Source organism: Longimicrobium sp. (assembly GCA_036389135.1).
GTDB lineage: Bacteria > Gemmatimonadota > Gemmatimonadetes > Longimicrobiales > Longimicrobiaceae > Longimicrobium.
Genome location: DASVQP010000017.1, coordinates 1 through 19,415 on the forward strand (window position 1 = coordinate 1; position 19,415 = coordinate 19,415).

The window sequence follows — 19,415 nt, forward strand, 5'->3', positions numbered from 1 at the left end:
GCGTTTCGCGTGCATTCGCGCGGCGCGTGGTGTTCTCCCCCTCACCCGCCCTGCGCCCCCGCAGGCGGGGGAGGGGGCCGGGGGGAGGGGGCCCTACGCCCCCGTCGGGTTGTTCCAGTACCAGGCGAGCAGCACGATCCCGAGCGCGATCCGGTACCAGGCGAACGGCTTGAAGTCGTTCTTGGAGACGTACGCCAGGAGCCCGCGGATCACCACCAGGGCGGAGATGAAGGCGACGATGAAGCCCGTCGCGAAGACCGGGATGTCCGCGGTGGTGGCGACGTCCATGATCTTGCCCATCTTGACCAGGGAGGCGCCCAGCATCGCCGGGATCGCCATGAAGAAGGAGAACTCCGTGGCCGCCTTGCGCGAAAGCCCGATCCCCAGCCCCCCCATGATGGTGGCCCCCGAGCGCGAGATCCCCGGCCACAGCATCGCCAGCACCTGGAAGAAGCCCACCCACAGCGCCTTGCTCAGCGGGATGTCGTCCACCGACTCCACCGTCGGTTTGCGGAAGTAGTGCTCGATCAGCAGGATGCCGACGCCGCCCACCAGCAGCGCCAGCGCCACGGTGAAGGGGCCGGAGAAGTTCTCCTCCACCCAGTCGTTCGTCGGCAGCCCGATCACCGCCGCGGGGATCGAGGCGACGATGATGTTGATGATCAGCCGCTTCGACTGCGGGGTCTTCCAGGTGCGCAGCACCTCCCAGATCTTCTCGCGGTACACCCACACCACGGCCAGGATGGCGCCGAGCTGGATGAAGATGGCGAACGCGAACTCCTTTTTCCCCTCGAAGTTGAGCCAGTCCTGAAAGAGGATCAAGTGCCCGGTGGAGGATACGGGGATGAACTCCGTGGCGCCTTCCACGATGCCAAGGATCACGGCTTTCAGGAACAGGTACAGGTCCATTCTCTCGTCCGGCAGGGGGATGAAGGAGGCTATGCGCCAAGCGGCTCGGGCCTGGGCGGGCTGGGGCGCAGCCGCGCCATCGCCGAGCCCACGGCCACGGTGATGGCCGAGCCCAGCAGCGCGAACCAGAGGGTGTCGATCACCTTGGGAATCGCGCCGAACTGCTGCAGCGCCCACAGCGCCGCCATCCCCGCGACGGCAACCGCCATGCCCGCCAGCGCGTCACGCTCCCGCGCGCGCTTCGAAACGAGCCCCAGCAGGAAGCCTCCCAGCAGCCCGCCGTAGGTGAACGAGGCGATCTGCAGCGCGATCACCACCAGCGGCGTGCCCGACGCGACCCACTGGAAGGCGAGCGACACCACGATCATCACCGCGCCCCAGAAGAGGGTGAAGCGCTTCCCCACCGCCAGCAGGTGGCTCTCGCCTCCGCGACCGGTGAGGGGCACGTAGATGTCGTGCACGGATACGGCCGCCAGCGCGTTGAGCGACGACGACATCGCCGCCGCCAGAATCGCCGCCACCATGAGTCCGCGCACCCCCGTGGGCAGGTGCTCCACCGCGAAGCGCGGAAAGACCGAGTCCGGCGGGGTGAAGGGCGCGCCCTTGTAGTACGCGAATAGCCCCACCCCGATCAGCAGGAAGAGGGCGAACTGGATGAGGACGATGATCCCGGACCCCACCAGCGCCTTGCGCGCGTCACCCAGCGAGGGCGAGGCGAGGAGGCGCTGCACGATCAGGTGGTCCGCGCCGTGGCTGGCCATGGTGAGGAAGGCGCCGCCCACGATCCCCGTCAGCAGCCACTTGGGGTCCGCGAAGCCGCCACTGGGGTGCAGGATGCGCAGCTTGTCGCCCGGCTCCGCGGCGGCCACGATCCCGCTCCACCCGCCCGGCACCAGCCGCACCAGCACCCAGAGCACCGCGATGCCGCCCGCCACGTAGATGAAGAGCTGCGCCACGTCCACCCACACCACGGCGCGCAGCCCGCCGTAGTAGCTGTAGAGCAGGGTAAAGACCCCGATCGCCACGATGCTCTGCCACACCGGGATCCCCGCGACCACCGCCAGCGGCAGCGCCGTGGCGAAGATCCGCACCCCGTCCGCCAGCGTCCTCGTGACCAGGAAGAGCAGCGAGGCGAAGCGCCGCGCCCGGTCCCCGAAGCGGCGCTCCAGCAGGACGTACGCGGTGGCGATCTCGCCGCGGAAGTAGCGCGGCAGCAGGAAGATGGCGATGCCGATGCGCCCGATGCAGTAGCCCAGCGCCAGCTGGATCATCCACAGGTCCGCCCCGTACGCCGTGGCGGGCACGCTGATGACGGTGAGCGCGCTGGTCTCGGTGGCCACCAGGCTGAAGCATGCCGCCCACCACGGGATCGACCGGTCGGCCAGGAAGTAGTCGCTCGCATCCTTTTGCTGGCGCCCCAGCACCGCCCCCAGCACGGACACGAAGACGATGTAGCCGATGACGATGGCGAAATCGAGGGCGGAGAACGTCAAGGGCGGCGCGGGGTTGAGGGGAGAAGAAGTGCGTGAGTGCGTTAGTGCGTGAGTGCGCTGGGTTCAGCCACAAACTGTCATCCTGAGGGAGCCGCCTCCCCGAACGCCGCCGCGCACGCCGTACTCCTGCGGCGACCAAAGGATCTAGCCTGCGAGCCGAGAGGCCCGGTGTGACGCACTGTCCTCTCGTCACGGGCAGTAGATCCTTCGCTCCGCGCCACAGATCGGAGGAACACAAGCACCTGCAAAGCGCGTCGCTCAGGATGATAAACTGGGGGACACCGAGATCCCTACGCTCTGGAGTGGAATCTTGCGCCGAGTGGCGCGCGCGAAGGATAGACTGCGATCCCGCCTCGTGCAACGCCGACGATGGCGCGGGTAGGCGCGGGCCGGAGCGGCGTCAGGCACGGGCGCGATAAATCGCGCCACTACAGGATTTGCGCTCGACAGCGGTGTCGAGCTTCTGCGCTCATGCTGCCGTTTCGAGCTCTTTCTTCAGACCGGAGCGGTCCACCAGCCACTGCTTCGCCTCGCGAGCCACGTTCCGATAGAACTTGTTGCCGCTCCGGAGCTCCGTGGGCGTTGTCTGCACGACGTTCACCTCGCGCCCGAGAAGCACACTTGCCTCGATCACGTGTCGGGTAAGCGAAGGCGCGTCGATTTGATCACCGAGTACCATCACGTCGATGTCGCTTTCCTCCCGCACGCTTCCCTTTGCGAACGATCCGAAGATGAACGCGCTCTCCACGCCGTCTACCTCGGCGAGGGCGTAGGGGAGCACGTCAACGGGCGCGCTGAGCTGCCGCACCAGAGCGCGGAACTGTGCCCAGAGCGGACTCTCCTCGTTGACGCAGTAGCGGACCTTGTTGCCATCGTTCCGACGGATCAGGAGTTCCAACGTCAGCAGCCGATCAAGTTCGTTCTTCAGCGAAGCCGGGCTCAGCCCCGTGATCCGTTCGAGCGCGCGCACGTGCGGCGCCGACTCGGGATTTACGGCGAAATAGCGCACCAGCCTCGCCATCGCACCGGAGGCGAGAGCGAGGGCGAGCGGATCTCGAGCGGGCGGCCGTCGTGCCATTCGGTGCCTTGAAGATTGTGTGTTGCACCATATTATGGTGCACCCACGGCATGCGCAACGTCGGTCTGCGCGCCCCCGCACCGATGCACGCAAACGCCCCTCCCCCAGTAGTTTGGGGGAGGGGCAGCGAGGAACGAGCGGGGAGAGGGCCTGCGACGCCTGCGCCCTACACCCCCGCGGCGCTCAGCTCCGGATCGTCCATCAGCAGGGAGGTCAGGCGGCCGAGGTGCTGGGGGGTGCAGTAGAGGCGGACCTCGCCGCGCTCGCTGGCGCGCACGCGCGGGCGGGTGAAGCACACCACGCGGTGCTCCTGGCAGAGCCGGTCGAGGGCGCGGGCGGCGCGGGCCGTGTCGGCCAGGGTGGGGTCGTCCTTGCGCTTCCAGCCGAGGTGGGTGGCCACGTCATCGGCCGAGACGGCGTCGTGCACGGTGGGGTTGAAGGCGTCCGCGTCCAGCATCTCGATCACCAGCTCGCGGTCGCGCAGGTAGCGGAAGGCGGCTTCGCAGTCGCGGCACTGCTTGTCCTCGGTGGGCGACTCGGCGGCGGCGACGGCCATCACTTCCGAGCAGTCGATGCTCAACGTCGTCCCTTCTTCGCCGCCGTGCCAGCGCTCCACGGCGATCCGCTCGGCGAGCTTGCGGTCCTTTGCATCCACCACGTAACGAACCGTCTGGCGGAAAGTGATCTCCACCTCGAAGCGCTTCTGCTCCATCGTCCTGGACACTCTCGGATGGGAGGATGCGGGGTGCCCCCCGCGTGCATTTGTTACTCTACTCTGCTACAACTGCGCCCGGAATGGAAGGGGGCGGATGAAACAGGTGGGTAGCAGCGCGGCTGGGAGCTCCTTACTTCGCCGCGACCGCGGGTACTCGCTTGCGGGCGCGGAGGGCGGCGCGTGACTCGTCGAGGGCGCGGGTCATCTCGGCGATGCCCCGCTGTCCCGCGGGGCGGCGGCCGAAGCGCGCGTCCAGGTAGAGGCGCACCAGGCGGGCGGCGGACTCCGAGCCCGGCGCGGTGGAGCGCTCCAGCCCTTCGGCCCATTGCAGCGGGCCGGCCGCATCGTCGCCGATGCCGGCGCGGGCGTACGTGCGGCGGAGCGCAAGGTAGATGCGCGCCTCGGCGGGGAGGCGCTCGCCGCGGCGGCGGATGATCCACACCGCGCCGCCGGCCACCACCAGCACGATCACGATCCAGGGCGCTTCGTCCGGCACGCCGCCGCCGCCGGGGCGCGGGCGGCCGGCATCGCGCTCGGCGCCCTCGCCGCGGGTGAAGAGGGAGCCGACGCCGCGGAAGACGGTGAGCTGCCGGTCCAGGTTGTAGTCGATCACCCAGCGGTACCAGCGGTACTCGACGCCATCGAACCAGAAGCGGAAGGGGCCGCTCCACGAGCTCCCGAATCCCGGCTGCACCACGTCGGAGCGCGAGGGGGGCGTGGGGTCGAAGGGAACCCATCCGGCGCCGGGGAACCAGACCTCTACCCAGGAGTGCGCGTCGTTCTCCGTCACGCGCAGGTAGCGGGCGCCGCTGTTCCACTCGCCGCCCAGGAAGCCGGTGACGTTGCGGGCGGGGATGCCCTGCGCGCGCAGCAGGATCGCCATCGCGGTGGAGAAGTACTCGCAGTGCCCCGCGCGGCGCCGGAAGAGGAAGTGCTCCAGCGACGTCTCGGCGCGGGTGGCGGGGAGCTCGAGCGTGTAGCTGAAGGCGCGCAGATGGCGCTCCACCGCCTGCACCTGGTCCAGCCGCGTGCCCGTGCCCGCGCGCAGGGAGTCGGCCAGGCGGCGCATCCGCAGGGAGACGGGCGGGAGCATCAGGTAGGGGGCGAGCTGCGGGGAATCGGCGTCCTCCCCCTCCGCCAGCGCCTCCGGCGGGGGAGCGGAGGGGCCGGAGACGACGGTGTAGACGGGGGTCTCGCTGCCGTTGAAGCGCACGTCGCCGCTGTTGTCGCGGAAGGGGCGCACGGCCGAGCGCGCCTCCACTCGCAGCACGGGGTGCGGCCCAAAGAGCACCTGAACGCCCGGCGGCCCTCCAAAGATCCTCACGCGCAGCGCCTCGCCGCCCCAGCGGCGGCGGTACGCGCCCGGGGGGAGATCGACCAGCCCCACGGGGCCGCGCGACCAGCGGGTGCCGTCGAAGCGGTCGTACGAGCGGCCCCGCCAGTGGATGGAGGTGAGGCCGGGCGGTGGGCCGTCCGGGAACTCGGCGCGGAAGGCGACGCGCGGGTTGTCGCTGAGCTGCAGCCTCGAGCCGTGCTCCGCCAGCGACACGCCGTCGCCGAAGCCCACCATCGCCTCGCCGCCGCGGGCGCGGCCGTGCACGTTCCACTGCCGCGGCAGGCGCGGAAAGACGACGAAGAGGACGGCGCTCATCAGCAGCGTCACCACGCTCAGCGCGGCGGTGGTCCACAGGAAGCGGCGGCCCACGCGGATCTCAGGCGCACGGTAGCCCTCGGCCTGGCGGCGGAGGAAGCCGACCATCATCGCCAGCGCCGAAAGGGCCACGTACGCCGCGAACGCCCCCGCGAAGGCGATCCCCGGATAGTACCCGGTGGCCGCGATCATCAGGGCGAAGCTCAGCGAGTAGAGCCGCATGTCGTTCCTGGCGTCGAGCGAGCGCAACGACTCGGCCACCAGGAGGAAGAGGAGCATCCCCAGCACCTGCGGCATGAAGTCGCCGCCGCGCACGAAGGCGACGTGCAGCATCCACGCGCACAGCCCCAGGATGCCGGCGCGCGTCCCCCGCTCCACCCACGCGCTCAACGAGCCTGGCGGCTGCCAGAGGGTGGCGAGCAGGAGCCCCGCGCCCGCCGCGACGGTCCCCACGCCCAGGCCGGCGCCCGCGGCGTAGGCGGCGAGCGCGGCCAGTGCCATCCCGGCCGTCAGCCGCCGGTGCAGAAGGGCGACGGTCAACGCGCGCCCATTGCGAAGACGTCGCCCCACCCGCTCTCGGCGGCGCGGCCGGGGGTGACCCACACGCACTCGCTGTGCGGAACGGGGGGGCTGGGGCGCGGCGCATCCTCGCGGAAGCGGGCGCGGGCGAGGGCATCGAGGACGCGCTCGAGCTGGCCGGGCCCGTCGCCGGGGGACACCCGCGCGTCCGCCGTCGCCAGCGCGAAGGCGTCGCCGCGGTGGGTGGCGGCGGCGGCCAGGGCGGCGGCGGTCTCGATGGCCGCCTCCGCGTCGTCGCCGTCGGGGGCGCGCAGCTCCAGGCAGATCCAGAGCGCGCGGGTACGGTCGCGCTCGTACTCGCGCACCACGGGGGCGCCGGCGCGGGCGGTGGTGCGCCAGTGCACGTCGCGCGGGTCGTCGCCGGGGCGGAAGGGACGCAGCGCGCGGAACTCGCCGCGGGGCCCTCCGGCCCCGGCCGGACGCTCGCCGGGCGGCCGGGAGCGCTCCCCCGCCGGACGCGGCTCGCGCACGGGACGGTCCGCGCGAGGCCACACCACGGCCTCGCCCGGAAGCTCCACGTCGCGCTCCTTGCGAAAGAGGCCGAAGGGGAACGAAGTCGCGAGCGTAACCGTCCCCAGCGGGTACACGCCGCGCCGATCCCACAGACCCTCGGCACGCGCGACCGCGGCGGCGCCGGGCTCCAGCGCCGCGACCCACGCGCGCGCCGGCGACCCCGCCTCCCCGATCTCGAGCGCAAAGGAGGGGAGGCGGCGCTTCGTGTTCCTCACCTCGTACGACACCCGCGCCGGCTCGCCCGCCGTGATCCCGCGCGGCGGTCGCCTCCGCACCTCGACGCGCCGCAGCATCTGTTCGCTGAGCCATCCGCTGAGGGTGATGAAGCCCAGCATCGCCCCCAGCAGCAGGAAGAGCAGGTTGTTCCCGGTCCCGATGGCCGCCACCCCCAGCAGCAGGGCCCCCCCGCTGAACATCCACCCCGCGCGCGAAAACCTCAGCCGCCGCGGCGGCCGGAACCAGCGGCGGAGGGAGTCGGCGGTGCTCCAGAAGGGCGCGGAGGGCATAGGAGGGGAGTGCTAAGTGCTAAGTGCTAAGTCCTAGGTGCTAAACGGCAGTGCGTCCGTGCGTCAGTGCGTCTTCACCAAGCACTTGGCACTTGGCACTTGGCACTTCCCTTAGATGGGTACCGGCACCGTATTCAGAATCTCCTCCAACACCGCCACCGCCTCGTCGTACGCATCGCCCGGCCCGGCGGCGGCGGCGGGGAGGAGGCGGTGGGCGAGGCAGGGGACGACCAGGCGGCGGACGTCGTCGGGGGCCAGGAAGTCGCGGCCGTCGACCAGGGCGTAGCCGCGCGCGGCGCGCAGCAGGCCGATGGCGCCGCGGGTGCTGGCGCCGGCGCGGAGGCGAGGGTCGCCGCGGGTGGCCTGGATGATGGCCATCAGGTAATCGACCAGCGCGGGCTCGGCGTGCACCTGTTCTACGCGGTCCTGCAGCGCCAGCACGCGCGGGGCATCCAGGATCGGCTTGATGCGCTCTACCGGGTCGCCGCCCGATGCCGAGCGGAGGAGGACCAGGCGCTCCTCGTCCGCGTCCGGGTAGCCGATGGCGAGGCGCATCAGGAAGCGGTCGAGCTGGCTCTCGGGGAGCGGATAGGTGCCGTGCTGCTCCAGCGGGTTCTGCGTCGCCATCACCAGAAAGGGGCGCGGCAGGTCGAAGGAGCGGTCGTCGATGGTGACGCGCCCCTCCTGCATCGCCTCCAAAAGGCCGCTCTGGGTGCGCGGCGGGGCGCGGTTGATCTCGTCGGCCAGCACCACGTGCGTGAAGATGGGCCCCGGGCGCGTCTCGAATTCGTGCGTGCGCGGGTTGTAGACCGAGACGCCCAGCACGTCCGACGGAAGGAGGTCGCTGGTGAACTGCACGCGGCGGAAGTCCAGCCCCAGCGCGGCGGTGAGGGCGCGCGCCAGGGTGGTCTTCCCCACGCCGGGGATGTCTTCGAAGAGGAGGTGCCCGCGGGCCAGGAGCGCCGCCAGCGACAGGCGCACCGTCTCGCGCTTCCCACGGAAGACGGTCTCCACCTCGTCCACCAGGCGCGGGAGAAGGGCGAGGCCGATCTCCTCGGCGTGCGGTGCGAGTGCGTTCAGCATCAGGTACTTGCGCGATGTGCAGGGGGTTCGGTGACGAAAGCTAGCAGGGAACAGCAAAAGCAAAAAGCCTCACACAGAGGGCACAGAGGGGAAAAGCAAGCCGCGGAGAAACCTTTTCGGTTCTTTCTGTACCCTCTGTGTCTCTGTGTGAGGCCGTTGTTCGTTGATGCCCTTGACTGAATCGTTGCGATGGTGCGAAATACCAGACGCATGTTTCCCGCCTCCTCCATTCCAAGAGCAGTTCCCATGAAGAGACAGATACTCACCGCGCTCGCCGTTCTGGCGGCGGCGGGGTGCGCGGATGATCCATCGCCGACGGCGCCGGAGCTTTCGGCCGAGCTGCTGCCCTGCGTCTTCGGCAAGGGGACGCGGCTCGACGTGGGCGAGACGATCACGGTGACGGGTGCCGAGGCGGGGAGGCTCTGCCTGCAGGCGGGCGGAGAGGGGGCGGACTACACGCTGGTTCCCTTCCTGGCCGACCAGGACGGCGAGGCGCGGCTGCAGGTGGAAGCCATCGGCGCGAACGTCCGCGACGCCGTCGGGCCGCCCGATCCCAACCGGATCCCCGGCGCCCTCACCGCCGCGCCGCCACAACGCGACCGCGAGATGCACCTGCGCCTGATGGAGCGGATGCGCGGCGGCCTGACCATCCGCCCCGCCACCGCCGCGAGCCGCGACGTGGAGCCGGTGGCGCCCACGCCCGCGTCCGTGGTGCCGGCGGTGGGGAGCTTCATCACCGTCCGCATCCCGCAGTTCTACCTCAACCAGAACCCCTGCACCGCCGGCGCCGTGCGGCAGGTGCGCGTCTCCGCGGTGTCGCAGCGCGCCATCCTGGTGAACGACCCCACCAACCCCGCCGGCGGACTCACCGACGCGGAGCTGCGGGCGTTCGGCGACGAGTTCGACCGCCAGATCTACCCGGTGGACGTGCTGAACTTCGGCGCGCCCACGGACCTGGACGACAACGGCGGGCGCGTCATCATCGTCTTCACCCGCGAGGTCAACGCGCTCACCCCGCCCAACAGCGGCGGCGGCTACTTCGGCGGCTTCTTCTTCCCCGGCGACCTCTTTCCGCGGTTGTCGACGCCGCGGCTGGGCGCCTGCCCGCGCAGCAACGTGGGCGAGATCTTTTACCTCCTCGCTCCGGACCCGAACGGCTCGGTGAACGGGAACCGCTTCCCCAAGGACCTCGTCCTGCGCACCGCCGGGGGGACGATCGCGCACGAGTTCGAGCACCTGATCAACAGCGCGCGCCGCATCTACGTGAACAACGCGGAGGAGTTCGAGGAGGTGTGGCTGGACGAGGCGCTGGCGCACGCGGCGGAGGAGATCAACTTCTACGCGGCATCCGGTCTCGCGCCGCGCCAGAACCTGACGCTGGACCAGATCACCGCCGACACCCGCAAGGTCAACGCGGTGAACAGCTACCTGCTGGACAACCTGGCGCGCTACATGACCTACCTGCAGGCGCCGGACAGCAACTCGGTGATCGGTCCCGACCTCCTGGAGACGCGCGGCGGATCGTGGGCCTTCCTCCGCTACGCCGTGGACCGCCGGGGCACGGGCGACCAGCAGCTCTTCTACAACCTGGTGAACAACACGCGCATCGGGCTGGACAACCTGTCGCAGGTGATCGGCGCCCCGGCGCTGGACTGGGTGCAGGACTGGACGCTCTCCGTCTACACGGACGACGCGGTGCCGGTGGAGCCGCGCTTCACGCAGCCGAGCTGGAACTTCCGCGACATCATGCCCGCCATCGCCGGGCTGTACGGCGAGGCCGAGGTATTCCCGCTCAAGGTGGAGCGGCTGGGCTCCAACGCCTCGCGGGAGTACAACCTGCGCGGCGGGGGCGCGGCGTACCTGCGCTTCGGCATCGCGGGCGGGGCGCGCCTGGGGCTGCGCCTCACCAGCAACGGCGGCACGCCGCCCGCGAACCTCCGCTTCTCGCTCGTGAGGACCCGCTGATGACCCGCATCGTACCCGCCGCCCTCGCGGCGCTGGCGCTCGCGCTCCCCACGGCGGCGCGCGCGCAGGGGTGCATCGGCGCCCCGCTGGCCGAGGGGACGCGCGCCCTCCAGCTCCAGGGCTCCTCGTCCGTCTACAGCTCCGCCCCAGAGGTGGACGGAATGGGGATCGGCGCTTCCTTCCGCCACAACCCCGGCGGCCTGCTGGCCTACTCCGCCGAGTACTCCCGCGCCTCCGTGAGCGACAACGACATCCCGCTGCAGTCTGGCGGCGTCACGCTGGCGCTGCGCGCGCCCATCTCGCGCTTCGGCATCTCGCTCTGCGCGCGCGGCGGCGCGATGGCGTCGCGCCTCTCGGACGACCCCAGCGCCAGCGAGCTGGACAACGTGACCTTCCCGGTCGGCATCGTCCTGGAGCTCCCCGTCGCCCTGCGCGAGGGGAGCGCGCTGGTGCCGTACGTCGCACCGCAGTACCTCTTCTCCCGCACGCGCGGCCAGGTGCTCGGCCTGGACTACGAGCGCTCCGCCGACGCCCCGGGCGTCGAAGCGGGCCTGGGCCTGCGCATGGGCCGCGCGGCCTTCACCCTTGGCGGCAGCTTCTCCGACCTCCCCGACGACCTGGTCACCGCTGCCGTGCCGGCGCAGTCGCTGTTCCTGCGGGTGGGGGTGGTTTTTTGAGGCGGTTCCGGTCTTGGCCGGGCGAGTGAACTCGCTGCAACAACAGCACAAAGTCCGCCTTCGCGGACTCGGGGTCTGACGTCGCGTTTCTCGAGCCGGCTTCAGCCGCCTTCCCGTGGTTCCAGCCGGGGGATTCATCCCCCGGCGATGCGGCCCCGGTGCCCGCCTCCCGCACCACCCCCCTCACCAATCCCCCTCACGACATCAGCTCCCTCAGCATCCCCTGCGGGTTGTTCAGGAACTCGCGGGTGACCACGTAGTGCTCGGTGTCCTCGTACGCCACCTCGCGGATGCCGCCCTCCTCCAGCAGCAGGATGCGCGCGCCGGGGTACGCCATCAGGATCGGCGAGTGGGTGGCGATCAGGAACTGTGACTTCATCTTCACCAGGTCGCGGATCCGCACCAGCGCGGCCATCTGGCGCATCGGCGAGAGGGCGGCCTCGGGCTCGTCCAGGATGTACAGTCCGCCGCCGGTGAACCGCTCCGTCATCAGCGCGAAGAAGCTCTCGCCGTGCGACTGCTCGTGCAGCGCGAGGTCGCCGTACGACTCGCGGATGGGGCGGCCGAGCGGCGGAAGGAGCGCGTGGTCGGCGGAGTCGATGCGCTCGATCTCCGTGGCCACGTTGAAGAAGCTCTCGGCGCGCAGGAAGTAGCCGTCGTGCGGCTGCCCCGCCCCGCGCACCAGGGTGAGGTAGCGGAACAGCTCCGAGTGCGAGTTGCGCGTGGCGAAGCGGAAGTTGCGCGACCCGCCCTCCGCGTTGAACCCCCATGCCACCGCGATCGCCTCCAGCAGCGTCGACTTCCCGCTCCCGTTCTCGCCGATCAGAAAGGTGACCTCAGGGTGCAGATCCAGCTTCCCGAGCGTGCGCACCGCGGGGAGGCTGAACGGGTACTCGTCGAACGACGGCACGTCGTGGCGCTCCAGGCGCACCGAGCGCAGGTACTGCGTTGGGATCACGGGCGGTACGGGTGATGGGACAGGGAAAAGCATCACACAGAGACACGGAGGCGACGGAAAGGCCACAGAGAACCCCTTCTTTCAGTTCTTTCGGTTCGCTCTGTGGCTCTGTGCGAGGCCTTCAGTTCTTCTGCTAGGCGCGGCGAAGGAGGTAGACGCCGAACCATTTGCGGTCGTCGGTCCAGCGCTGCTCCAGCACCCACCCCGCGCGGTGGGCAAGGCGCTCGAAGGCTCCGGGGGCGTACTTGTGCGAGTACTCCGTGAGAATCGACTCGCCCGGCTGAAAGGTGATCCGGGTGTGGTGCGGACCCTCCGCGGCGGGGATGCGCACCTCCTGCGCGCGCGTGCTGATCAGGCGCATCTCCACCCGGCCGTCCGCCTGCACGTACGGGGCGTGGTGGCGGAAGGCGGCGAGGTCGAAGTCGGCGCCGCACTCGCGGTTGATCCGGGCCAGCAGGTTCAGGTTGAAGGCGGCCGTCACCCCCTCCGGATCGTTGTAGGCGCGCTCGATCACCGCCGGCTCCTTGGCCAGGTCCACCCCGATCAGCAGGCGCCCGCCCGGCCCGCACAGCTCCCCCACCCGCTCCAGGAAGCGCGCCGCATCGTCCGGCTCGAAGTTCCCGATGGTGGAGCCGGGGAAGAAGGCGACCGCGCCCGCGGCGGGGCGCGTGGGCTCGGGCAGGGAGAAGCTGGAGGTATAGTCCGCGCACACCGGCAGCACCTCCAACTCCGGGAACGCCTCCGCCACCGAGATGGCGAAGGCCAGGAGCTGCGCGCGCGAGATGTCGATGGGGATGTAGGCCGCCACCTCGCGAAGCTCCTCCAGGAGGATACGCGTCTTGATCCCGCTCCCGCTGCCGAACTCCACCAGGCGGCATCCGGGCTCGATGCACCGCGCGATCTCCCCCGCGGCGCGCCGCAGGATGCCGATCTCCGTGCGGGTGGGATAGTAGGCGTCCAGCTCGCAGATCCGCTCGAAGAGCCGCGCCCCGGCTTCGTCGTAGAAGTACTTGGGCGACAGCTTCTTCACCGGCGCGGAGAGCCCCGCCAGCACGTCCGCCCGCAGGTCGTCCGGCACTGGCTCCAGGTCGTACAGCGCCACGCGTCCGTTGGCGGCCTCCCGCGCCACCCGCATCACACGTCCCTCGCCAGCCGTACGCCCGTGAACTGCCAGGTCGCGTCCGGCGGAAAGAAGTTGCGGTAGGTGGGCCGGATGTGGGTCTCCGACGTCGCGCACGAGCCGCCGCGCAGCACGAACTGGTTGCACATGAACTTGCCGTTGTACTCGCCCAGCGCGCCCGGCGGGGGCTGGTAGCCGGGATAGGGCACGTACTGGCTCCGCGTCCACTCCCACACGTCGCCGAACATCTGCAGCAGCCTGTCGCCCGCGGCCGGCGCGGGATGGAAGCGCCCGCTCTCGGCCAGGTTGCCGCGCAAGGGCACGGTGGCGGCCGCGACCTCCCACTCCGCCTCGGTGGGCAGCCGGGCCCCGGCCCAGCGCGCGAATGCCTCCGCCTCGAAGTAGCTGAGGTGCGCCACCGGCTCGTCCGCGGCCAGCGCGCGCATCCCATGGAGGGTGAAGATGCGCCAGTCGCCGCCGTGGCGCTCCCAGTAAAAGGGCTCCGTCCACCCGTTCTCCTGCACGGTGGCCCACCCGGCGGAGAGCCAGAGCTCCGGCCGCCGGTAGCCGCCATCCGCCATGAACTCCAGGTACTCGCCGTTGGTCACCAGCCGGCTGGCGAGCTGGAACGGCTCGATCCACTCACGGTGGCGCGGGCCCTCGTTGTCGTACGCGAAGGCTTCCCCCTCGTGCCCGATCCGCTGCAGCCCGCCCTCGAAGCCGATCCAGCGCAGGGGGGCCGCCTCCCCCGCGGGCTCGGGGACGCGCTCCAGGTACACGGGGCGCAGCGGGTTCACGGAGAAGACGTGCTTGAGGTCGGTGAGCATCAGCTCCTGGTGCTGCTGCTCGTGGTTCAGCCCGATCTCCACCAGCGGCTGCAGTGTGGCCGCGAGCTCGTCGTCCGCCCCATCCAGCAGCTCCAGCATCCGCACGTCCACGTGCCGTCGGTACGCGAACACCTCCGCCACCGTAGGGCGCGAGATGTAGCCCCGCTGCGCCCGGCAGTGCCGCTCGCCCGCGTGCACGTAGTACGAGTTGAAGAGGTACAGGTACGCCGGGTTGAGCGGCTGGTACCCCGCGAGGTGCGGCACGAGCACGAACTGCTCAAAGAACCAGCTGGTGTGCGCCAGGTGCCACTTGGTGGGGCTCACGTCCGGCATCGACTGGACGACGTAGTCCTCGGTCGCCAGCCCGTCGCACAGGCGGTCGGTAAAGGAGCGCACGGCGGTGTATCGCTGCGCCAGGGCAGGGGGCGATTCGAGGATCAGGGTCGCCAAGGGGGGCCGTCCTCCTGCAAGTGGGTCGGGTGGGGATGAGCGCCGGGCTGCGCGGAAGCGATACGACGCCGGGCCGCGGCGCGGATTCCCGCGCTACCGCACGCGCCGGAGCTCGGGCACGCGCAGCGTGACGGCCAGCACGATCAAAAAGAGCGCCGCGGCCCCGGCGGCGAGGGCGGCGGGGGCGCCGACGGCGCGCGAGAGGGCACCGGCCTGCAGCGCGCCGATGGGGGTCATCCCCAGGAACATGAAGACGTACACGGACATCACCCGCCCCCGCAGCCGGTTGGGAACCAGCGACTGGAGGAGGGCGTTGAGGGTGGCGTTGTTGAGGATCATGGCGAACCCCGCGCACCCCAGCAGCACCAGCGCCGCGGGTAGCGTGCGGGCGAATGTGAAGGCGAAGAGGAAGGCGCAGAACGCCAGCGACGACCACACCATCAGCCTCCCGCGAGGCAGCCGCCCTCCTCCTGCGGCCAGCGCCACACCCCCCGCCAGCGCGCCCAGCCCCGTCGCCGCCAGCAGGTAGCCTAGCCCGGTGGCGCCCACGTGCAGCACGTCGCGCGCGAAGACGGGGAGGAGCATGGCGTAGGGGAAGGCGGTGATGCTCATCGCCGCGATCAGCCACACCAGCGTCCTCACCAGCCGGTCGCCGCGGATGAAGGCGAGCCCCTCGCGCAGGTCGTCCAGCGTGGAGGTGGTGCGCTCCGGTGGATGGAAGCGCGGGAGGCGCATCATCATCAGCCCCACCACCACGAAGAGAAAGGAGACGGTATTGGCGTAGAAGCACGCGGCCACCCCCGCCACCCCGATCAGCCACCCCGCCAGCGCCGGCCCGATGATGCGCGTGCCGTTGAAGGCAGACGAGTTGAGCGCGATGGCGTTGGGGAGGTCCTCCTTTCCCACCAGGTCCACGAAGAACGACTGGCGCGTGGGGACTTCGAAGGCGTTTGCGGTGCCCAGCACCAGCACCAGCAGGAGGAGCACCGGGTAGGTGATGAGCCCCAGGTGCGTGAGTACGGCCAGCGCAAGCGACTGCGCCCCCATCACCAGGTCGGCGATGAGGATGATGCGCCGCTTGTCCGCGCGATCGGCCACCACGCCGGCCCACAGGGTGAAGGCGAGCGACGGAAGCGACCCCGCCGCCGTCACCACGCCCAGCAGGAGCGCGGAGTTGGTGAGCTCCAGCACGAGCCACCCCTGCGCCGTGCTCTGCATCCAGGTGCCGCAGAGCGACAGGATCTGCCCCGCGTAGAAGACGCGGAAGTTGCGGTGCCGCAACGCAGCGAGCGCCCCCCGCTGCGCGGGCGGGCGCTCCGCTCCATCTTCGGCGGGTTCCTTCAACGTGCCACCCCCGGTGCGAGTCGTCTGCGGGCCGCACAAGATAGCGCGGCGGAGCGCAAACGGCAGGGCTCACACTTGAGGGTAAACGGCTGATGGGCTCACGCGAAGGCGCAAAGACGCAAAGAAAGTACTTCCGTGTCTTTCCTTCGCGCCTTAGCGCCTTTGCGTGACATCCTGTTTCCGATGCAGTTTACTCTGCGCGCACGGCCACCATCGGATCGACCCGCGCCGCGCGGGTTGCGGGCACGGCGCCGGCGGCGAGGGCTGCCAGGGCGAGCACGAGGGCGGCGACGCCCATGACGGCGGGGTCCGTCGCCTCCAGGCCGTACAGAAAGGAGGAGACGAAGCGGCTCATCGCCAGCGACAGCACGACGCCCAGCACCACGCCGGGAGCCACCATCCGCACCATGTCGCCCAGCACCATCCTCACCACGCGGCGGCCGGGAGCGCCCAGCGCCATGCGGATGCCGATCTCGCTGCTGCGGCGCGCCACCGAGTACGCCACCGTGCCGTACAGCCCCAGCACCGCCAGCAGCAGCGCCAGCCCCCCAAAGAAGGCGGCCAGGGTGGCGAGCAGCCGCTCGCGCAGGAGCGAGGCGGCCACCTGGTCAGAGAGGGTGCGGAGCTCGAATACGGCGCCGGGGGCCGCATCCCGCAGCAGCGCGCCCACCGGGCGTACGAGCGACCGCGGATCCCCACCGCGCACCACGAAGTTGAGCGGAGCCTTTTCCTGCTGGCCGGCGGGCAGGTACATCGTGGCCTCGCCGCCGTCGCGCAGCGAGCGGTACACCGCGTCCTCCACCACGCCCACCACCTCCACCTCGATGGGCTCCATGGGGCCCGCGCTGTACCGGATCCGCCGCCCTACCGGCTGGGCCGCACCGAAGATGCGCCGCGCCATCGCCTGGTTGATCACCGCCACGGGGGCGGAGCCCTCGCGGTCGCCGGGCGCAAAGTCCCGCCCGGCCAGCAGGCGGGTGCCCATCGCCGCGAAGTAGCCGTCGCCCACGGCGTTCAGCCACACCATGGTGTCGTCCGGCTTCGCGGGCTGGTATCCATCCACCTTGATGTCCGTGTTCCACATGGAGCCGCCGATCGGCGTCAGATCCGCCGCGCCGGCGCCGCGCACGCCGGGCAACGCGCGCAGCCGCTCCAGCACCTGCTGCTGCATGGCCCGCCGCGCCGGGGGGGAGAGCTGCCGGGCGGACCCGCCGACGGAAACGATCAGCACTTCCTCGGGGTCGAAGCCGGGGTCGAGCCGCTGGAGCCGCGAAAAGGTGGAGAGGAGGAGCCCCGCGCCCACCACCAGCACCATCGACAGCGCCATCTGCCCAACCACCAGCGCCCGCCCCGCGCCGCGGCCGAGAGCCGCGTCGGTGCCGCGCACCTGCCCCCGGAGCAGCCCGTGCGGCTCGCCCCGCGCGGCCTGCCACGCCGGGGCCAGGCCGAAGAGGAGGCTGGTGACCAGGGTGACGGCCGCCGCGAAGGCCAGCACCCGCCCGTTCAGCGACAGGTCCAGCCACACCGGCCGCGACGAGGTGGAGAGGAGGCTCATCAGGAGGCGGGTGGACCAGAGGGCGAAGAGCACCCCCAGCGCCGCGCCCAGGGTGGCCAGCACCATGCTCTCGGTGAGGAGCTGGCGGATCAGGCGCGCCCTCCCTGCCCCGATGGCGATGCGCACCGCGATCTCGCGGCGGCGCACGGTGCCGCGCACCAGCAGGAGGTTCGCCAGGTTGGCGCACGCCACGATGAGCACCAGCACCACCACCCCCATCAGCGCCAGGAGGGCGGTGCGGTAGCTCTCGCGCAGCGCGGAGTCGCCGTTGGCGGCGGGGCGCGCCGTCAGGGCGGTGCGCAGGTACTCGCGCCGCGCCTTCTCCGGGTAGTAATCCGGCACCGTCGCCGCGAAGACGGACGGAGCCACCGCCGCCAGGCGCGTGGCCAGGGCGGCATCGTCCAGCCCCGGTGCGCGGCGCCCGACGATCTGGAGGTACCAGCGGCCGCGTTCCGAAAGGCCGCCGTCGCCCACCGGGTCCATGGCGTCCTGGGCGCAGATCGGAACGAAGATCCGCTCGGCCCGCCCCACCTCCAGGCCGGAGAAGCCGCGCGCCGCCACGCCGATCACCTCCACGGGCGTTCCGTTCAGCGAGATCGTGCGCCCCACCACACCGTGGTCGCCGCCGTACGCGCTCCGCCAGAATGCGTGGGCGAGCACCGCCACGGCCGGGCACCCGCGCCGGTCGTCCGCCGCGCCCAGCAGGCGCCCGGCAGCGGGCCCCACTCCCAGCGTAGCGAAGTAGGCGCCGCTCACCCACGCCCCGTCCACCCGGCGCGACTCGCCGCCGCGCGCCATCTCGAAGCGGTTGCTGGAGTACGCCGTCACTGACGAGAACGCCTCCTGCCGGTCTCGGATCTCCTCCCACAACGGATTGGAAAAGGTGTTGTCCCCCTCGCCCATGCTCACCTGCCGGAGCTCTTCGGGGCGGCTCACGGGCAGGCTGCGGAGGAGCACCGCGTCCACCAGGCTGAAGATGGCGGTGTTTGCGCCGATCCCCAGCGCCAGCGAGAGCACCGCCGCCAGCGCGAAGCCCGGGCTGGCGCGCAGCGAGCGTACCGCGTAGCGCAGGTCCGCGCCCATCGACTCCAGCCAGACCATCACGTCCACGTCGCGGGTGCGCTCCCGCTGCACGGCCGGGTTGCCGAAGCGGCGCCGGGCCTCGCGCCGGGCCTCCCCCTCGCTCATCCCCCCGGCCACCAGCTCGTCGGCGAGCTCCGCCAGGTGGAAGTCGAGCTCGCGGTCGATCTCGTGCGTGACCCGGTCGCGGCGGCCCAGGTTGGCGAATCGTTTGAACCGGCCCATCGCTGGTGTCTCCGTACCGGAAGGTGGGTGGTTATTCCCGAGAAGGCGGGCATCAATGGGAAAGTCCTAAGTCCTAAGTCCTAAGTCCTGAACTGCTTGTCCGAGCTGCTGTTCAGCACTCCAGCACTTGGCACTTGGCACTTGGCACTTGGCACTTGGCACTTAGCACTTAGCACTTGGCACTTGGCACTTAGCACTTGGCACTTGGCACTTAGCACTTAGCACTTGGCACTTGGCACTTAGCACTTAGCACTTGGCACTTGGCACTTGGCACTTGGCACTTGGCACTTAGCACTTAGCACTTAGCACTTAGCACTTAGCACTTAGCACTTCAGTCCATCACGCAAACCCCAGCACCCGGTGCACGCCCGCGGTGAGGCGTGCCCAGCTCTCCTGCTCCTGCGCCAGCCGCGCCTCGCCGGCCGGCGTCAGCGAGTAGAACCGCGCCTGGCGGTTCTTCTCCGTCATCCCCCACTCGCTGGTGATCCACCCCTCCTGCTCCATGCGGTGCAGCGCGGGGTAGAGCGACCCTTCCTCCACGCGAAGCAGCTCGGCGGAGACGCGCTGGATGTCTGAGCTGATGGCGTAGCCGTGCAGGCGGCCGCGCACCTTGAGCGTGCGCAGCACCAGCATCCCCAGCGTCCCCTGGAGTACGTCCGTGCGGTTCCGTGTCATCGTCGTCCCCGG

The 19,415-nt window shown here is 70.6% G+C and carries 15 protein-coding genes; 2 read left to right on the forward strand and 13 right to left on the reverse strand.

What is annotated here, in order from left to right:
• Positions 1–93: 93 nt before the first annotated feature.
• From VF584_02900 to VF584_02930, 7 genes are all read right to left on the reverse strand, one after another.
• Positions 94–909, reverse strand: coding sequence for an undecaprenyl-diphosphate phosphatase (locus VF584_02900; GenBank protein HEX8209109.1), 816 nt, complete (start codon positions 907–909; stop codon positions 94–96).
• Between the two features lie 29 nt (positions 910–938).
• Positions 939–2,402: a sodium:solute symporter gene (locus VF584_02905; protein HEX8209110.1), complete on the reverse strand. Its 1,464-nt coding sequence runs from the start codon at positions 2,400–2,402 to the stop codon at positions 939–941.
• A 469-nt stretch (positions 2,403–2,871) separates the two neighbouring features.
• A complete protein-coding gene (locus VF584_02910) occupies positions 2,872–3,411 on the reverse strand; it encodes a nucleotidyltransferase domain-containing protein (GenBank protein ID HEX8209111.1) in 540 nt (179 codons plus the stop codon).
• A gap of 235 nt (positions 3,412–3,646) precedes the next feature.
• Positions 3,647–4,192 (reverse strand): hypothetical protein, encoded by a 546-nt coding sequence (locus VF584_02915; protein ID HEX8209112.1) that lies wholly within the window; start codon positions 4,190–4,192, stop codon positions 3,647–3,649.
• Positions 4,193–4,325: 133 nt separating this feature from the next.
• Complete coding sequence (locus VF584_02920) at positions 4,326–6,386, reverse strand: transglutaminaseTgpA domain-containing protein (GenBank protein HEX8209113.1); 2,061 nt, start codon at positions 6,384–6,386, stop codon at positions 4,326–4,328.
• Positions 6,383–7,444 carry a DUF58 domain-containing protein gene (locus tag VF584_02925; GenBank protein ID HEX8209114.1) on the reverse strand — a complete coding sequence of 354 codons (1,062 nt, stop codon included), beginning with the start codon at positions 7,442–7,444 and terminating at the stop codon, positions 6,383–6,385. Before VF584_02925 ends, VF584_02920 begins: the two co-directional genes overlap by 4 nt.
• A gap of 111 nt (positions 7,445–7,555) precedes the next feature.
• Positions 7,556–8,527 carry a MoxR family ATPase gene (locus VF584_02930; protein ID HEX8209115.1) on the reverse strand — a complete coding sequence of 324 codons (972 nt, stop codon included), beginning with the start codon at positions 8,525–8,527 and terminating at the stop codon, positions 7,556–7,558.
• 246 nt (positions 8,528–8,773) lie between these two features.
• Here VF584_02930 and VF584_02935 point away from each other — a divergent pair, with 246 nt between their 5' ends.
• Both VF584_02935 and VF584_02940 read left to right on the forward strand, forming a co-directional pair.
• Positions 8,774–10,492: a hypothetical protein gene (locus tag VF584_02935; GenBank protein HEX8209116.1), complete on the forward strand. Its 1,719-nt coding sequence runs from the start codon at positions 8,774–8,776 to the stop codon at positions 10,490–10,492.
• The gene (locus VF584_02940; GenBank protein ID HEX8209117.1) at positions 10,492–11,169 is read left to right on the forward strand and encodes a hypothetical protein; all 678 of its coding nucleotides are present in this window, start codon (positions 10,492–10,494) and stop codon (positions 11,167–11,169) included. Before VF584_02935 ends, VF584_02940 begins: the two co-directional genes overlap by 1 nt.
• A 196-nt stretch (positions 11,170–11,365) precedes the next feature.
• On the opposite strand, the gene VF584_02945 is transcribed toward VF584_02940, so the two are convergent.
• The 6 genes from VF584_02945 to VF584_02970 form a co-directional block, all read right to left on the reverse strand.
• Positions 11,366–12,127, reverse strand: coding sequence for an AAA family ATPase (locus VF584_02945; GenBank protein ID HEX8209118.1), 762 nt, complete (start codon positions 12,125–12,127; stop codon positions 11,366–11,368).
• Between the two features lie 133 nt (positions 12,128–12,260).
• Positions 12,261–13,262, reverse strand: coding sequence for an L-histidine N(alpha)-methyltransferase (egtD, locus tag VF584_02950; GenBank protein HEX8209119.1), 1,002 nt, complete (start codon positions 13,260–13,262; stop codon positions 12,261–12,263).
• Positions 13,262–14,524, reverse strand: coding sequence for an ergothioneine biosynthesis protein EgtB (gene egtB, locus VF584_02955; GenBank protein HEX8209120.1), 1,263 nt, complete (start codon positions 14,522–14,524; stop codon positions 13,262–13,264). The genes egtD and egtB overlap by 1 nt, the downstream gene beginning before the upstream one ends.
• 93 nt (positions 14,525–14,617) lie before the next feature.
• Entirely contained in the window at positions 14,618–15,868 is a 1,251-nt protein-coding gene (locus tag VF584_02960) for an MFS transporter (GenBank protein ID HEX8209121.1), read from the reverse strand.
• A gap of 190 nt (positions 15,869–16,058) precedes the next feature.
• Positions 16,059–18,728: an ABC transporter permease gene (locus VF584_02965; GenBank protein ID HEX8209122.1), complete on the reverse strand. Its 2,670-nt coding sequence runs from the start codon at positions 18,726–18,728 to the stop codon at positions 16,059–16,061.
• Positions 18,729–19,067: 339 nt separating this feature from the next.
• Positions 19,068–19,403 (reverse strand): PadR family transcriptional regulator, encoded by a 336-nt coding sequence (locus VF584_02970; GenBank protein HEX8209123.1) that lies wholly within the window; start codon positions 19,401–19,403, stop codon positions 19,068–19,070.
• Between the last annotated feature and the right edge of the window lie 12 nt (positions 19,404–19,415).